12 protein-coding genes are annotated in these 15,623 nt (G+C 72.8%); 7 read left to right on the top strand and 5 right to left on the bottom strand.

What is annotated here, in order from left to right; all coding sequences use genetic code 11:
- The first annotated feature begins 62 nt into the window (after positions 1-62).
- The 5 genes from BJ982_RS34880 (at position 63) to BJ982_RS34860 (ending at position 7,404) form a co-directional block, all read left to right on the top strand.
- The gene (locus BJ982_RS34880) at positions 63-1,553 is read left to right on the top strand and encodes an MFS transporter (protein ID WP_239123181.1); all 1,491 of its coding nucleotides are present in this window, start codon (positions 63-65) and stop codon (positions 1,551-1,553) included.
- Between the two features lie 135 nt (positions 1,554-1,688).
- Entirely contained in the window at positions 1,689-2,987 is a 1,299-nt protein-coding gene (locus BJ982_RS34875; protein WP_184887238.1) for an aspartate aminotransferase family protein, read from the top strand.
- Positions 2,984-4,501 (top strand): CoA-acylating methylmalonate-semialdehyde dehydrogenase, encoded by a 1,518-nt coding sequence (locus BJ982_RS34870; protein WP_239123182.1) that lies wholly within the window; start codon positions 2,984-2,986, stop codon positions 4,499-4,501. Before BJ982_RS34875 ends, BJ982_RS34870 begins: the two co-directional genes overlap by 4 nt.
- A 110-nt stretch (positions 4,502-4,611) precedes the next feature.
- Positions 4,612-5,886: an extracellular solute-binding protein gene (locus BJ982_RS34865; protein ID WP_184887236.1), complete on the top strand. Its 1,275-nt coding sequence runs from the start codon at positions 4,612-4,614 to the stop codon at positions 5,884-5,886.
- Positions 5,887-6,150: 264 nt separating this feature from the next.
- Positions 6,151-7,404 (top strand): saccharopine dehydrogenase family protein, encoded by a 1,254-nt coding sequence (locus tag BJ982_RS34860; protein WP_184887234.1) that lies wholly within the window; start codon positions 6,151-6,153, stop codon positions 7,402-7,404.
- 9 nt (positions 7,405-7,413) lie between these two features.
- Here the strand turns inward: BJ982_RS34860 and BJ982_RS34855 are convergent, their stop codons facing one another.
- The gene (locus BJ982_RS34855; protein WP_184887231.1) at positions 7,414-7,671 is read right to left on the bottom strand and encodes a hypothetical protein; all 258 of its coding nucleotides are present in this window, start codon (positions 7,669-7,671) and stop codon (positions 7,414-7,416) included.
- A gap of 168 nt (positions 7,672-7,839) precedes the next feature.
- The gene (gabT, locus tag BJ982_RS34850; protein ID WP_184887230.1) at positions 7,840-9,222 is read right to left on the bottom strand and encodes a 4-aminobutyrate--2-oxoglutarate transaminase; all 1,383 of its coding nucleotides are present in this window, start codon (positions 9,220-9,222) and stop codon (positions 7,840-7,842) included.
- Positions 9,223-9,373: 151 nt separating this feature from the next.
- Here gabT and BJ982_RS34845 point away from each other — a divergent pair, with 151 nt between their 5' ends.
- Positions 9,374-10,867 (top strand): PucR family transcriptional regulator, encoded by a 1,494-nt coding sequence (locus BJ982_RS34845; protein WP_239123226.1) that lies wholly within the window; start codon positions 9,374-9,376, stop codon positions 10,865-10,867.
- Here the strand turns inward: BJ982_RS34845 and BJ982_RS34840 are convergent.
- Positions 10,837-11,481: a TetR/AcrR family transcriptional regulator gene (locus BJ982_RS34840; protein ID WP_184887226.1), complete on the bottom strand. Its 645-nt coding sequence runs from the start codon at positions 11,479-11,481 to the stop codon at positions 10,837-10,839. The two genes, BJ982_RS34845 and BJ982_RS34840, sit on opposite strands and share 31 nt — an antisense overlap.
- 226 nt (positions 11,482-11,707) lie before the next feature.
- Here BJ982_RS34840 and BJ982_RS34835 point away from each other — a divergent pair, with 226 nt between their 5' ends.
- Positions 11,708-13,135, top strand: a complete 1,428-nt coding sequence (locus BJ982_RS34835; RefSeq protein WP_184887224.1) for an aldehyde dehydrogenase family protein — start codon at positions 11,708-11,710, stop codon at positions 13,133-13,135.
- 44 nt (positions 13,136-13,179) lie between these two features.
- On the opposite strand, the gene BJ982_RS34830 is transcribed toward BJ982_RS34835, so the two are convergent.
- A complete protein-coding gene (locus BJ982_RS34830) occupies positions 13,180-14,235 on the bottom strand; it encodes a trypsin-like serine peptidase (RefSeq protein ID WP_184887222.1) in 1,056 nt (351 codons plus the stop codon).
- A 51-nt stretch (positions 14,236-14,286) separates the two neighbouring features.
- Complete coding sequence (locus BJ982_RS34825) at positions 14,287-15,459, bottom strand: trypsin-like serine peptidase (RefSeq protein WP_239123183.1); 1,173 nt, start codon at positions 15,457-15,459, stop codon at positions 14,287-14,289.
- Positions 15,460-15,623 lie beyond the last annotated feature (164 nt).

Raw genomic sequence — 15,623 nt, 5'->3', positions numbered from 1 at the left:
CTTCGTCCACTCAAGGATAAAACCACTCGCACACCGTTCGGGTTGTATCGTACGCTGTGCGAGTGACATCGAACACTGTGCGAGACCTTGGGGCCGGCGACGTGCCCGAGAAGAACCCGCGCCGCTGGTGGATCCTCGGCGTGCTGTGCGTCAGCCTGCTGGTGCTCGTCGTCGACAACACCGTGCTGAACCTGGCGATCCCCTCCCTCATCCGCGACCTCGGCGCGTCTCCCGCGGACGTTCAGTGGATCATCGACGCCTACATCCTGGTGTTCGCCGGCCTGCTGCTGACCGCGGGGAGCCTGTCGGACCGGTTCGGACGGCGGCGCTTCCTCATCATCGGGCTCGCCATCTTCGGTGGCGCCTCGCTGGTGGCGACGCTGGCGCAGGAGCCGTGGCAGCTCATCGGCGCGCGGGCCCTGATGGGCGTCGGCGGCTGCGTCCTCATGCCGAGCACCCTGTCGATCGTGATCACGGTCTTCGACGAGAGCGAGCGGCGCAAGGCGTTCGCCGCGTGGAGCGCCGTCGCCATGGTCGGCGTGATCGCCGGGCCCACCCTCGGCGGCTTCCTGCTCGAACACTACTGGTGGGGCTCGGTGTTCCTGCTGAACGTGCCCATCGCGATCGTCGCCATCGTCGCCGCGGTGCTGCTGATGCCGGAGTCCCGCGCCCCCGCGCGCCGCGTCGACCCGGTCGGCGCGGTGCTGTCGATCATCGGGATGACCGGCGTGATCTACGCGGTGATCGCCGCCCCCCGGTCGGGATGGACCTCGGCCGGCACCATCGCCGGCGTCGCGGTCGGCGTGGCCGCCCTCGCGGCCTTCGTGCTCTGGGAGCGGCGCTCGGACCATCCCATGATCCCGCTCGACCTGTTCCGCAACCCCGACTTCCGCGGCTCCTCGTTCTCGGTCGTGCTGCTGTCCTTCGGCACCGGGGCGCTGCTGCTGATGCTCACCCAGTACCTGCAGTTCGTCCTCGGCTACGGGCCCATGCGGGCCGGTCTGGCGCTGCTGCCGTACGCGGTGGCGGCGGCGGTGTTCAACGCGGTCGGCGCGGGGCTCGGGCAGCGGGTCAGCAACCGGGCGCTGATCGCGGCCGGCATGGTGGTCATGGCGGGCGGGTTCGTGGTCCTCGGCCTCATGGGGCCGTCCGACGGGTACGGCAAGCTGATCACGGGACTGCTCATCATGGGGATCGGCGGCGGCCTCGCCGGGCCCGCTGCGTACGCGACCCTGCTCGGCGCCGTGCCGCCCGAGCACGCGGGGGTGGGCTCCGCGCTCAACGACACCGTCCAGCAGGTCGGCATGGCGCTCAGCGTGGCCGTCCTCGGCAGCGTGCTCGCCGGCGTCTACACCGCCCGGATGCCCGGGGACGCCCCGGCCGCGGCCAGGCACTCCATCGACGGTGCGCTGGCGACGGGCGTCCCGGACGTCGTGCGCATGGGCAAGGAGGCGTTCGTGGCCGCGATGTCCTTCGGCGCGTGGGTGGGCGCCGCGCTCGGGATCGCCGCGGGCGTGCTCGCCTACGTGATGCTCCGTCGCCGGACGGCTTGACCGTTATGTCAGGACATCTTGGTGTCCTGAAAGGAGGACATCAGAAGATGGGGGTTGTCACCGTGTAAGGTGTTTTCGCGGTAAGCCGACATGTTGGGGGTAGGGCCGATGGCGATGAATCGACATAATCAGGTTATGTCCGACCTTTTCGCCCGGCACCGGGCGGTCATGCCCAACTGGTTGTCCATCTACTATGACGAGCCCATCGAGATCGTGCGAGGGAAGGGCAACCGCGTCGTCGACGCAGAGGGCCATACCTACCTGGACTTCTTCGCGGGAATCCTCACCAACATGATCGGGTACGACGTGCCCGAGGTGCGCGAGGCCGTGGAGCGCCAGCTCTCCACCGGCGTGGTGCACACCAGCACCGTCTACCTGCTGCGCGGCCAGGTCGAACTGGCCGAGAAGATCGCCAGGCTGTCGGGCATCGAGAACGCCAAGGTCTTCTTCACCAACTCCGGCACCGAGGCCAACGAGACGGCCCTGCTGCTCGCCACCTACGCCCGCAAATCGGACCAGGTGCTCGCCATGCGGCAGAGCTACCATGGCCGCAGCTTCGGCGCGCTGTCCGTCACCAGCAACCGGAGCTGGAAGAACAACGCGCTCTCGCCGCTGAACGTCCACTTCCTGCACGGCGCCGACCGCCACCTGCCGCAGTTCCGCGGCCTGTCCGACGCCGAGTACATCGACGTCTGCGTCGCCGACCTGCGCCACGTGCTCGCCACGGCCGTGTCCAACGACGTGGCCGCGCTCATCGCCGAGCCGATCCAGGGCGTGGGCGGGTTCACGATGGCGCCCGACGGCCTGTTCAAGGCGTACAAGGAGGTCCTGGACGAGGAGGGCATCCTCTTCATCTCCGACGAGGTGCAGACCGGATGGGGCCGCACCGGCTCGGCCTTCTTCGGCATCCAGAACCACGGCATGACGCCCGACATGATGACCTTCGCCAAGGGCCTCGGCAACGGCTTCGCGGTCGGCGGCGTGGTGGCCCGCGGCGACCTCATGGACGGCCCGCACGCCATCGGCCTGGCGACCTTCGGCGGCAACCCGATCTCGATGGCCGCCGCCAACGCCACCCTCGACTACGTCCTCGACCACGACCTGCAGTCCCGCGCCGCCGTCACCGGCGAGATCCTGCTCGGCGGGCTGCGCGAGGCCAAGGACCGGCTGCCGATCGTGGGCGACGTCCGCGGCAAGGGCCTGATGTTCGCCCTCGAACTCGTGGACCCCGCCACCGGCGCCCCCGCGCCCGCGCTGGCCGGCCGGTTCATGGAGGAGACCAAGAAGCTCGGCCTGCTCGCGGGCAAGGGCGGCCTGTACGGCAACGTGCTGCGCATGGCGCCCCCGCTGACGCTCACCGACGACGAGGCGCGCGAGGGCCTCGGCATCATCGTCACCGCGCTGGAGACGATCAACGAGGAGGTCGGCAGGTGACGGGGCTCAAGCGGGCCGTGCACTGGATCGGCGGCGCGGAGGCGCCGGGCGGCTCCGGCAGACGGTCGGAGATCTTCGACCCGGCGACGGGCGAGGTCGCCGGGCACGTGGACCTGGCCTCGGCCGAGGAGGTCGACGCGGCGGTCGCCGCCGCGGCGGCGGCCTTCCCCGCCTGGCGGGACGCCTCGCTGATGAAGCGTACGCAGGTGCTGTTCCGGTTCCGCGAGCTGATGCACGCCCACCGGGGCGAGCTGGCAGAGCTGATCAGCTCCGAGCACGGCAAGGTGCGTTCCGACGCGCTCGGCGAGGTGGCGCGCGGCCTTGAGGTCGTGGAGTTCGCCTGCGGCATCCCGCACCTGCTCAAGGGCGGCTTCTCCGAGAACGTCTCGACCGGCGTCGACTCCTTCTCGATCCGCCAGCCGCTGGGGGTGGTGGCCGGGATCACGCCGTTCAACTTCCCGGCCATGGTCCCGATGTGGATGTACCCGGTCGCCATCGCCTGCGGCAACGCGTTCGTCCTCAAGCCCTCCGAGCGCGACCCGTCGGCGTCGCTGCTGATGGCCCGGCTGTGGAAGGAGGCGGGCCTGCCCGACGGCGTGTTCAACGTCGTCCAGGGCGACAAGGCGGCCGTGGACCGGCTGCTGGAGCACCCGGACGTGCGGGCGGTGTCGTTCGTCGGCTCCACCCCGATCGCCCGGTACGTCTACGAGACCGGCACCCGGCACGGCAAGCGGGTGCAGGCGCTCGGCGGCGCCAAGAACCACATGCTCGTGCTGCCCGACGCCGACCTGGAGCTGGTGGCGGACGCCGCCGTCAACGCCGGCTTCGGGTCGGCGGGCGAGCGGTGCATGGCGATCTCCGTCGTCGTCGCGGTGGACCCGGTCGGCGACGAGCTGGTCGGCAAGATCGTCGAACGGGTCGGCGCGCTGACCGTCGGCCCGGGGGACGACCCCGAGTCGCAGATGGGGCCGCTGGTCACCGGCGTTCACCGCGACAAGGTGGCCTCCTACCTGGACACGGCCGTCGCCGAGGGCGCCAAGCTCGTGGTGGACGGGCGCGACACCCCGGTCAAGGGCGGGGCGACGGCGGCCGAGACCCCCGGGTTCTGGCTCGGCCCCACGGTGATCGACCACGTGCGCCCGGGGACGGTCGTCCACCGGGACGAGATCTTCGGCCCGGTGCTGTCGATCGTGCGCGTCTCCTCCTACGAGGAGGGGCTGAAGATCATCAACGAGGTCGAGTACGGCAACGGCACCGCGGTCTTCACCAACGACGGCGGCGCGGCCCGGCGGTTCCAGAACGAGGTCGAGGTCGGCATGGTCGGCGTCAACGTGCCGATCCCCGTGCCGATGGCGTTCTACAGCTTCGGCGGGTGGAAGTCCTCGCTGTTCGGGGACACCCACGTGCACGGCACCGAGGGCGTCCACTTCTACACGCGCGGCAAGGTCGTCACCTCGCGCTGGCCCGACCCGAGCCATGGCGGCGTGAACCTCGGGTTCCCCACCAACAAGTAGCCCACGCGCGGTCCTCCGCCTTCCCGCGGAGGGCCGCGCCACGGGACCCGCCCGGCGGCGGGCGGCTAGGCTGCTCGCAAGGTGACGACGAGGGGGCCCGGGTGTCGAAGGTGAGACGACGTCGCAGTGCCGGCGCGGCGTCGCTGGCCGCGGCCGCGGCGCTGCTCGCCGCGTGCGGCGCCGGGACCGGGGCCCAGGAGCAGCGCGCCCAGGTGGTCCCGGCGCGGGCCACGCCGCGCCCGCCCTCCGCCACCCCGTCCGTCACCCCGTCGTCCTCCGCCTCGCCTTCGCCGTCCCGCACGGCGCCGGGGCGCGGTGAGGGCGCGCTGACCGTGGTCGCCTACCGCGGGTACGCCGAGTACGGCGGCAGCGACTCGTCGGTCAACTGGGTGGGGGAGTTCGAGAGGAACACCGGCTGCCGGGTCACCCTGCGCTCCATGCAGGGCGCCGACGATCTGGACAAGCTGGTCTCCGAGGGCGGCTTCGACGTGGTCGCGGCGCCGCCGCAGGTGGCGGGCCGGCTGATCGCCGAGAAGAAGGCCGCCGCCCTCACCACCTCGCTCATCCCGCGCTACCACCAGATCCCCGAATGGTTGCGCACCCAGCCCGCGATCGCCTCCGGCGGCCGGGTGTACGGCGTGCCGTACCTGTGGGGGTACTACCAGACCTTCTACGACGCGAGCCGGTCGCCGCACCCGAAGGCGGACGCGCTGTACTCCGGCGCCGTCCCGGCCGTGCTCAGGGACGGCCCGCTGTCCATCGCCGACGCCGCGCTGCGACTCAAGCGGAGCAAGCCTTCGCTGGGCGTGAAGAACCCCTTCCAGCTCACCCGGCAGCAGTTCGACGCCGCGCTCGCGCTGCTCGGCGAGCACGCCGCCGGCGGGCGGTCGTACTGGAGGAACCCGGTCGAGGCGGTGCAGGCCCTCACCGGCGGCGAGGCGCGCGTGGTGCGCGCCCTGCCCTACACCGGGTACGTGGCGCGCGCGGCCGGCCGTCCGGTCAAGGCCCTGGACGAGCGGGGGCCGACCACCGGCTGGGTGGACTCCTGGATGATCTCCGCGCAGGCGGCGGCGCCCAACTGCGCCTACCGCTGGATCGACTGGACCATCTCCGGCAAGCCCCAGCAGCAGGCGGCCGCCTGGAACGGGCTCGCGCCCGCCAACCCGCGCGGTTGCACCTGGGATCCCGGCGACGACGCCGCCAAGGAGGCGCGGGCCGCTCTGGCCGCACGGATCTGCGACGCCTACCACGTGGACGGCGACCGTCCGCGCGACGTCGGCTTTGCCGTCCGCCCGTCGAAGGATTGCGGCGGCCGGGACGGGGAATGCACCGACTATGCCGAGTGGGCCGTCGCGTGGCAGCGGCTCGTCCGGCCCACGGGGTGATCGTGACCATCGCGTGAGAAGACCGCGGGCTCGCCCGCTCCCCCGCCGGGCGAGTTCCGCCCCGGGCGCTCCGGAACATCCCCCAACTCCGGAGCGCCTTCTCGCGGCGCGGGCCGCCGTCCGGCACCCGCGTGGCCCAGGAGCTGGTGGACCGTCCTTTCCGACGGTGTGACGGGGGTGAGGCGCTGGAATCCGCAGGATTTCCCGTGTTTCCCCACGTACCTATATTGAATGGTCGACCAGTCAGTTGGTACCGTCTTCGGCATGCGCATTCTGCTGGTAGGCGCGGGGGGAGTCGGGTCCGCCGTGGTCCCGATCGCCGCGCGCCGGGACTTCTTCGACCACATCGTCGTCGCCGACTACGACCGCGCCCGCGCCGAGGCCGTCGCCGGCGGACAGGCCGCGGAACAGATCCGTAAACAGACCGCCTCCGGGCCGCGCGACCCGCGCTTCAGCGCCATCGGCCTGGACGCCTCCGACCAGGCCGCGGTGGAGGCCGCCCTGCGCGAGCACCGTTGCGACGTGCTCGTCAACGCCGTGGACCCGCGGTTCGACATGCCCTTGTTCCGGGCGGCGCTGAACGCGGGGGCGCACTACCTGGACATGGCGATGTCCCTGTCCCGGCCGCACCCGAGCCGGCCGTACGAGCTGCCCGGCGTCAAGCTCGGCGACGAGCAGTTCGCGATGTCGGCGGCATGGGAGGCCAAGGGCCTGCTCGCCCTGGTCGGCATGGGCGTCGAGCCCGGCCTGGCCGACGTCTTCGCCCGCTACGCCGCCGACCACCTGTTCGAGAGCATCGACGAGATCGGCATCCGCGACGGCGCGAACCTGGTCGTCCGGGGCGAGGACGGGCAGGAGGCGTTCGCGCCCACCTTCTCCATCTGGACCACGATCGAGGAGTGCCTCAATCCGCCGGTGATCTGGGAGGACGGCGGCTGGCGCACCACCGAGCCGTTCAGCGAGCCCGAGGTCTTCGACTTCCCCGAGGGCATCGGCCCGGTCGAGTGCGTGAACGTGGAGCACGAGGAGGTGCTGCTGATCCCGCGCTGGGTGAAGGCCCGCAAGGTGACGTTCAAGTACGGTCTCGGCGACGAGTTCATCGACGTGCTGCGCACGCTGCACAAGCTCGGGCTGGACTCCACCGAGCCGGTGCGGGTGCGCGGCCTTGAGGTGTCCCCCCGGGACGTGGTGGCCGCGTCGCTGCCGGACCCCGCGACGCTCGGCGAGCGGATGCGCGGCAAGACCTGCGCCGGGACCTGGATCAAGGGCGTCGGCAAGGACGGCGCGCCGCGCGAGGTCTACCTGTACCACGTCGTGGACAACGCCTGGTCGATGCGCGAGTACGGCGCGCAGGCGGTGGTGTGGCAGACGGCGGTGCATCCCGTCGTCGCGCTGGAGCTGCTGGCGCGCGGGGCGTGGAAGGGCCAAGGGGTGCTCGGGCCCGAGGCGTTCGAGCCGGAGCCGTTCCTCGCCCTGCTGAACGAGTACGGCTCGCCGTGGGGGATGCGCGAGAGCTGACGCCCCCGCTCAGGGGAACGCGGCCCTCTTGTGGGGGGAGGGCTTGTGGCGCCGCGGGGCGGGCGCCGCGGGGAGCAGGACCTTGGCGCACTCCTCGCAGGCCATCACCGGCGTGCCGGAGGGGAGCCGGCCGACGCGGATCCGGGGACGCGGCCACTTCTTGTGGCACACCACGCAGGCGTCGCCGTCCCGCTGCGGCCCGGTCAGGCCGCCGGGGTCGAACGTCGAGGAGCGCCGTGAGGCTCCCACCGAATCCCAGCTACTCATCCCGCTCCCGCTGATCGAATGTCTTGTACCCGAACCGTTATAACTCCATTACCCTCAGTGATCGACTAGTGCGATGTCAAGGATGGGTTAAATCACGCGCATCGCACGCGCCGGACAACAACAAAAGGGGCACCCGGCAGCAAGCCGGGTGCCCCTTCGGTGGTCCACCTAAACGGCGGAGACGGCCTTCTCCAGGATGGACAGACCCTCGTCCAGCAGCGCGTCGGAGATCGCCAACGGCGGCAGGAAGCGCAGCACGTTGCCGTAGGTGCCGGCGGTGAGCACCACCAACCCCTCGGCGTGGCAGCGCCGGGCGATCTCGCCGGTCGCGGCCGGGTCCGGCTCCTTGGTGCCCGGCTTGACCAGCTCGATCGCGGTCATCGCGCCGCGTCCGCGCACGTCGCCCACGATCGGGCATCGCTCGGCCAGCGCGGCGAGCCGGGGCAGCATCAGGTCGCCGATCCGGCGCGCCCGCGCCACGAGATCGTCCGCCTCGATCGTCTCCAGCACGGCCAGCGCCGCCTCGCAGGCCAGCGGGTTGCCGCCGTAGGTGCCGCCGAGGCCGCCGACGTGGACGGCGTCCAGCAGCTCCGCCCTGCCGGTGACCGCGGCGAGCGGCAGGCCGCCGGCGATGCCCTTGGCCGTGCAGATGATGTCGGGGACGATGCCCTCGTCCTCGCAGGCGAACAGGTGCCCGGTGCGGGCGAAGCCGGTCTGCACCTCGTCGGCGACGAACACGATGCCGTTGGCCTTGGCGAACTCGGCCAGCCTGGGCAGGAAGCCCTGGGCCGGGACGACGAAGCCGCCCTCGCCCTGGATCGGCTCGATCACGATCGCGGCGACGTTCGACGCGCCGATCTGCTTCTCGATCGCGTCGATCGCCTGGGCCGCGGCCTCCTCGGCGCAGTTGTCCGGGCCGGTGGGCCAGCGGAACGGGTAGGCCATCGGCATCCGGTACACCTCAGGGGCGTACGGGCCGAACCGGTGCTTGTAGGGCATGTTCTTGGCCGTCAGCGTCATCGTCAGCAGCGTGCGGCCGTGGTAGCCGTGGTCGAACACCACGACGGCCTGGCGGCCGGTCGCGTGCCGGGCCACCTTCACGGCGTTCTCCACGGCCTCGGCGCCGGAGTTGACGAGGAACGTGCGCTTCTCGTGGTCACCGGGCGTGAGGTGGTTGAGCTTCTCGCACACCTCCACGTAGGACTCGTACGGCGTGACCATGAAGCAGGTGTGGGTGAAGTCGGCGACCTGCCGTCGTACCCGCTCGACCACGCGCGGGGCGGCGTTGCCGACCGTGGTCACCGCGATGCCGGAGCCGAAGTCGATCAGGGAGTTGCCGTCCGCGTCCACCAGCACGCCGCCGCCCGCGTGGGTCACGAAGACCGGCAGGGTGGTGCCGATGCCCGGCGGCACGGCGGACTGCTTGCGGGCGAACATCTCCCGCGACCGCGGTCCGGGGATCTCGGTGAGGAGGCGGCGCTCCTGCGGGAGCGTGGGGCCGCCGTGTGCGATGGGCCCGTCCGGCCGGTGTGCGTCACGCTCGGTGCTCATGCCTCCGACCGTACGGCCACCGCGCCGCGCTGCCGACCTGGCGACATGGCACAATAAGGCCGAGCCGCTTGTCCAAGTTGTACAAGCGCGTACGGTTTTCGAGGGTCCTTCTGGGGGCGGGATGGCTCCGAGCCTGCGGCGCGTGGCGGCGATGCCACTGCTGCGCCTGCGCGTCCGCGCGGCGGCGGACGTGCTGGACCGCCCGGTGCGGTGGGTCGCCGTGAGCGAGCTGGAGGATCCGACGCCGTTCCTGGAAGGGGACGAGCTCGTGCTGACCACCGGCATGCGGCTCGGCCCCGGCGACGCGGCGCCCTACGTCGCCAGGCTCGTCGCCCGCGGGGTGGCCGGGCTCGGCTTCGGCGTGGGTCTCGGCCACGAGGACGTGCCGCCCGCGTTCGTCGAGGCGGCGGAACGGGCCTCGCTCCCGCTGGTCGAGGTGCCCCGGGAGACGCCGTTCATCGCGATCGGCAAGGCCGTCAGCGAGCTGCTCGCCGCCGAGCGGTACGAGGAGCTCAGCGACGCCTTCACGGCGCAGGGCCGTCTCACCCGCGCCGCGCTGCGCGAGGCGGGCACCGCCGCGGTGGTGGAGCGGCTCGCCCTGGAGATCCACGGCTGGGCCGCCCTGTTCGACGACGTTGGCATGGTCCTCGCCGCCGCCGGGCGGGGCGCCGACCAGGGGGCCGCGATGGCCGGGCGCGAGATCGGGCGGCTGCGCGCCCCGGGCGCGCCCGCCAGCCTGGCCGTCTCCGGGCCGTCCTGGCACGTCGTCGTGCAACCCCTCGGCGACCAGCCGCGGGTGCGCGGGTTCCTCGCCGTCGGCGCCGAGCGCCCGTTCTCGCCGGTCGGCCACACCGTCGTCAACACCGCGGGCTCGCTGCTCACGCTGGCGCTCGAACAGGGGCGCGCGCGGCTGACCGTCCAGCGCCGCGTGCGCACCGCCGCGCTGCGGCTGCTGCTGGCGGGGGACGCGGCCTCCGCCGCCGAGATCCTGGAGGCCGCCGGACCGCACGGGGCCACCGGTTCAAGGGCGTCCGTGGCGGACGAGCTCCCGGCCGGGCCCGTGGTCGTGCTGGCCTGCGAGCCCCGGGACGCCGAGGCGCTGCAGGACGCGCTCCCGGCGTTCGCCGCGCCCTGGGGGCCGCTGGTCGTGGCGCTGGCCGCCGAGGACGACGCCGAGCGGGTGATCGGCCTGGCCGCCGGGCACGGCCGGGTCGGGGTCGGCGGCCCCGCCGGACCCGGGGAGCTCGCCGCGGGGCTCGACCAGGCGCGGCGCGCGCTGGCCTCGGCCGCGCCCGTCATGCGCTTCGCCGACCTCGCCGGGCAGGGGCTGCTGTCACTGGTGGACCCCGGCCTGCTGGAGGGTTTCGCCTCCTCGCTGCTGGCGCCGCTGCGCGAGTACGGCTCCCGCGCCGATTTGGTGGAGTCGCTGCGGGCCTACCTGGCGTGCAACGGCCACTGGGACGCGGCGGCGCAACGGCTCGGCGTCCACCGGCACACCCTCCGCTACCGCATGCGCCGCGTCGGCGACCTGCTCGGACGTGACCTGGACGACCCGGCCTCCCGCGCCGAGCTGTGGATCGCCCTGTCCGCCCCCGAGCGCGCCACTGTGAAGGGTCAGAGCGGGACCGGCAGGCTGTCCTTGTGAACCAGGTAGCGGCTGATCGCGGCCAGCGTCACCGAGGCGTACACCCGGTCGTCGCGCAGGTGGCCCGCCCGCTCCAGGCTCACCGCCCCCTGCGCCGCCGCCCACAGGCAGTCGGCGATCTTACGCGGCTGGGTGGGGACGAGGTAGCCCGCCGAGATGCAGTCGGCGATGGCCCGGTCCAGGACGTTCACCGCCGCCCTGGCCAGCGTGCGCGCCCGCTCGCTCGGCTCGAACCCCGGGATCGCCTTCTCGAACATCACGCTGTAGTAGCCGGGCTCGGCCAGGCACGCCTCGCGGTAGGCGGGGCCGAGCGAGGTGAGGTATTCGAGCGGGTCGGGGTGGCGCGGCACCGCGGCGAGCCGGCGGCGGAACCGCTCGAAGCCCTCCAGGTACAGCGCCTCGGCCAGGCCTTCCTTGTTGCCGAACATCGTGTACACGACCGTGGTGGAGCACCCGGCCTCGCTGGCGATGCGGCGCACGGTGAGGCTCTCGGGCCCATGGGTGAGCAGAAGGTCACCCGCGACCTGGATGAGACGTTTTCGTAGCTCGTCGTGGGACGTCTGGTTGCCCAGTGCGTACGCCCCTTGGAGACCGAGCGGCGCCGGCGAAACCATGAGCGACCCAGACCCTTCTCACCAAGGGCCCGCGCGGGCCCGCATCTGGACTTAACCACGTGCCAGAGGCTTCAAACCGACATGCAGCAGAAAACATTCTGAAATTGCGGCATGTCCGTTATGGAAAGGGGAAGTACCGTTTCTTATGCGGATTGTAGCGCTCAACGGCGCCTCTTGTCCGCAGTGGAGTAGGCATCCGGCCAGCTTCGTGACATACCGTCGTCACATGGACGTACGCCCCTTCTGGCTCGCCGGTTCGCCCACCCGGGGCGAGGCGGAGCTCACGGTGACCAACCCTCACGACGGCCGGGTCGTCGGCATCGCATCCGTGCCCGACCCCGACCAGGCCGAACAGGCCGTCGCCGCCGCGCACGCGGTGCGCAAGGAGGCCGCGGCCCTGCCCATCCACGTGCGCGCCGAGGCCCTGGCCCACGTCGCGCGGCGCCTGTCCGAGCGCGCCGAGGAGGTCGCCCGGCTGATCAGCGCCGAGAACGGCAAGCCCATCTTCTGGGCCCGGGGCGAGGTCGGCCGCGCGATCTCCACCTTCCGCTTCGCCGCCGAGGAGACCCGGCGCTTCAGCGGGGCGGTCCAGCGCCTGGACACCGAGCCCGCCGCGGCCGGCCGCCTGGCCTACGTCTCGCGCCAGCCGCACGGCCCGGTGCTGGCGATCACGCCGTTCAACTTCCCGCTGAACCTCGTCGCCCACAAGGTCGCCCCCGCCATCGCGGTCGGCGCGCCGGTGATCGTCAAGCCCGCGCCCGCCACCCCGCTGTCGTCGCTGCTGCTCGGCGAGCTGCTCGCCGAGACCGACCTGCCCGCGGGCATGTTCTCGGTGCTGCCCGTGCCCAACGACCGCGCCGGCGCCCTGGTCGAGGACCCGCGCCTGCCCGTGGTCTCCTTCACCGGCTCGGGCCCGGTCGGGTACGCCCTCAAGGAGCAGGTGCCCCAGAAGCACGTCACGCTGGAGCTCGGCGGCAACGCCGCGGCCGTGGTGCTCGCCGACGCCGACCTGGACTGGGCCGCCGGGCGCATCGCCCTGTTCTCCAACTACCAGGCCGGGCAGAGCTGCATCGCCGTCCAGCGGGTCATCGTCGAGGAGTCCGTGCTGGACGCCTTCACGCCGAAGCTCCTCGCCGCCGTGGACGCCCTGGTCGTCGGCGACCCCACCGACGACAAGACGCAGGTCGGGCCGCTGGTCTCCGAGCAGGCCGCCGAGCGGGTCGAGCAGTGGATCGCCGAGGCCGTCGAGGCGGGCGCCCGCGTGCTCGCCGGCGGCGGCAGGGACGGCGCCACCGTCGCCCCCACCGTGCTCGCCGGCGTCCCGGCCGGCGCCAAGGTGATCTGCGAGGAGGTCTTCGGCCCCGTGCTGGTGATCCAGCCGGTGGCCTCGGCGGACGAGGCGTTCGCCGCCGTCAACGACTCCAAGTACGGCCTGCAGGCGGGGGTGTTCACCCGCGACCTCGGCCTGGCCTTCCGCGCCGGCAAGGAGCTGGAGGTCGGCGGCGTGATCATCGGCGACGTGCCGTCCTACCGCGCCGACCAGATGCCCTACGGCGGCATCAAGGAGTCCGGCGTGGGCCGCGAGGGCCTGCGCTCGGCCATGGAGGACTTCACCTACGAGAAGGTGATGGTGCTCACCGGGCTCACGCTCTAGCCCTGCCCCGCGCCTGAGGGCCGCTCCGGAGGACGGGGCGGCCCTCAGGCGCGCTCGGCGGTCTCGAACAGCCGCCTGGCCTCCTCGCCGAAATAGGGGCCGTACATCGTGCCGGGGTCGTCGCTGTACTTGAAACTGCTCACCGAGGTGATCACACCCTGCCCGGTCGCGGGGTCGAACGCGCTCAGCCACGGGCCCCCGCTGGAACCCGCCGTCAGGTCGCAGCGCATTCCCTGGTCGGATGTCTGGTCGTGCGGGTCGCCGTGCGGGGCACCCGCGCAGTACACCAGGTGCTCGCCGTCGTAGGGCGGGTCCGCCGGGAAGCCGAACCCGTACGCGCGCAGGCCCCGCGGCCGGTTGAACCCGATGTCCTGGCCGCCGACCACCTCGGTCAGGTGGCCGTGCGCCGAAGGGTTCACCACCACCATGGCCAGGTCGTGGCTGTCGTCGCCACGCCGCGACCAGCGCTCGGGCACCAGCACGCGCCGGGCCGTGAACGCCCCGTACGGCCGCCGCCCCGCGTCGTAGCCCGGCACGAACGTCCAGTTCTCCGCCCAGGCGCCCGCGCCGTCCTTCGCGCAGTGCCCGGCCGTGACCACCACGTCCCTGTTGCGGCTGCGCACCGCGCCCGCCGAGCAGACGAAGTCGACGCCGCGCATGGTCAGGAAGACCCGGCCGACGGTGCGCGTCACCGCGCCGCCCGCCGCCCAGCGCGCCCCGGTGGTGCCCACCCGCGCACCGCTCGCGCGGCGCCGGGCCGCGCCTGGCCAGGGCGGGGCGGGCAGCCGGACGGGCGTGGCGGACGCCGGCGGCGGGACCGCGCCGGAGGCCAGGGCGCCGAGCGCGGACACCGGGCCGAGCAGGTCGGCGGGCAGGGCCCGCGCCATGCGCCGGTGCGTCCAGTAGCCGAGCACCCGCCGCCGCTCGCTCCGGGTGCGCGCGGCGGCGTGCGCGACCACGCCCGCGGGCCCCGGCCGGGTAACCGGGGCGGAGGCGTGACGGGCCGGGGCGTCGCCGGGGGCCGCCGGGCCGCGGGGCGGAGCGCCCAGGAGCCCGGCCAGCAGGGGGAGCGCGGCGACCAGGGGGAGGATCGGCGTCATGGCTCCCGAGTGTGAACGACGCTGCGTGTCCTCGCGGACACTTTCGGTAAATCAGGTGACGGCGTTCTCGTTCTGGGCCGCCGTGTAGACGGCCTGGGCCTCCTGGCCGAAGTACGGCCCGAACATCCAGTACGGGGCGAAGTTGTACTTGAAGCTGTTCACCGAGTTCAGCGTGCCCGTCCCGGTGCGCGGGTCGAAGCCGGTGAACCAGCCCCCGCCGCTGGAGCCTCCGGTCATGTCGCAGGTCAGTCCCTGGTCGGTGGAGACCAGGTAGTCGTCGAACACCCGGCCGGAGCAGTAGATCAGCCGGGAGCCGTTGTACGGGCTCGCGGCCGGGTAGCCGAAGGCGTGCGTCTGGCGGCCGCGGGGCTGGTTGAACGCCACCGCCGCCCCGCCGACCACGTCGGTGAGGCGCTGCCCGTTCAGGGGCGCGACGACGGCGGCGGCCATGTCGTGGTTCATGTCCTCGCCGGAGCTCCACTGCGGGGTGGTGAGCAGGTTGGTGGCGACCCAGGTGCCGTACGGGCGGGCGCCGTTGTCGTAGCCGGGGACGAACACCCAGTTGGTGTGGAAGGCGCCGCCGAGCTTCACGCAGTGGCCCGCGGTGATGACGACGCTCTTGTTCGCGCTGCTGACGGCGGTGCCCGAGCAGGAGGCGCTGCGGCCCTGGTAGGTGAAGAAGACCCTGCCCTCGGCCTTGCCGATCGCGCCGCCCCACGTCCACGGCAGGCCGGAGGAGCGGGCGGGCGGGGGCGTGACCGGTGTGGGGGAGGGAGAGGGGGATCCCGAGGGGGACGCCGAGGGCGACGGCGTCGCGGAGGGGGTGGGGGTGGGCGGGGTGGACGGCTCGGCCGCCGCGCGGCTCACGACGGCCGGGCCGCCGGGCGCGACGGTCGTCCTGCCGCCGCGGGTGCGGACCAGGTCCAGCGGCCTGGCCGCGGCCATCTTCGCCGGGGTCCAGTACCGCTTGACGCCGCGCTGCTCGCCGGAGGTGTCCGCCGCGTCGTGGACGATGGGCCGGGGAGCGCGCGCGGGGGCCGCGGGCGGCTTGGCGGCGCCCGCGGCGGGGGCGGTGAGCACGATGCCCGCCGCGGCGAGGGGCGCCAGGGCGAGGAGGGGGGCGAGATGTCGTGCCGTGCGGTGCATGCGGGGGTCCTCCTGAGGGTCGCGCGCGCCGGGCGGAGGGCCGCGCCTGCGGGGGGAACGCGCGGCGCGCCTCGCCATGCCCGGCTCGTGCTGTCGGGTGCCGTGTCTGACGCGCGACCGTAGTGCGACAGATCACCGCATTTCTCGTTATTCGCCGAGACGGGTATAGCGGGATTCGGGCATTGAGCTGCTGTTTTCCCACCTGTCGCTGTGGTGTCACGCGGGCGGGCCGTGCGCGGGGA

Origin of the sequence: Sphaerisporangium siamense (genome assembly GCF_014205275.1) — a bacterium.
GTDB classification, from domain to species: domain Bacteria; phylum Actinomycetota; class Actinomycetes; order Streptosporangiales; family Streptosporangiaceae; genus Sphaerisporangium; species Sphaerisporangium siamense.
The sequence above is the reverse complement of the archived record's forward strand: the minus strand, read 5'-3'. Positions and strand labels throughout refer to the sequence as shown.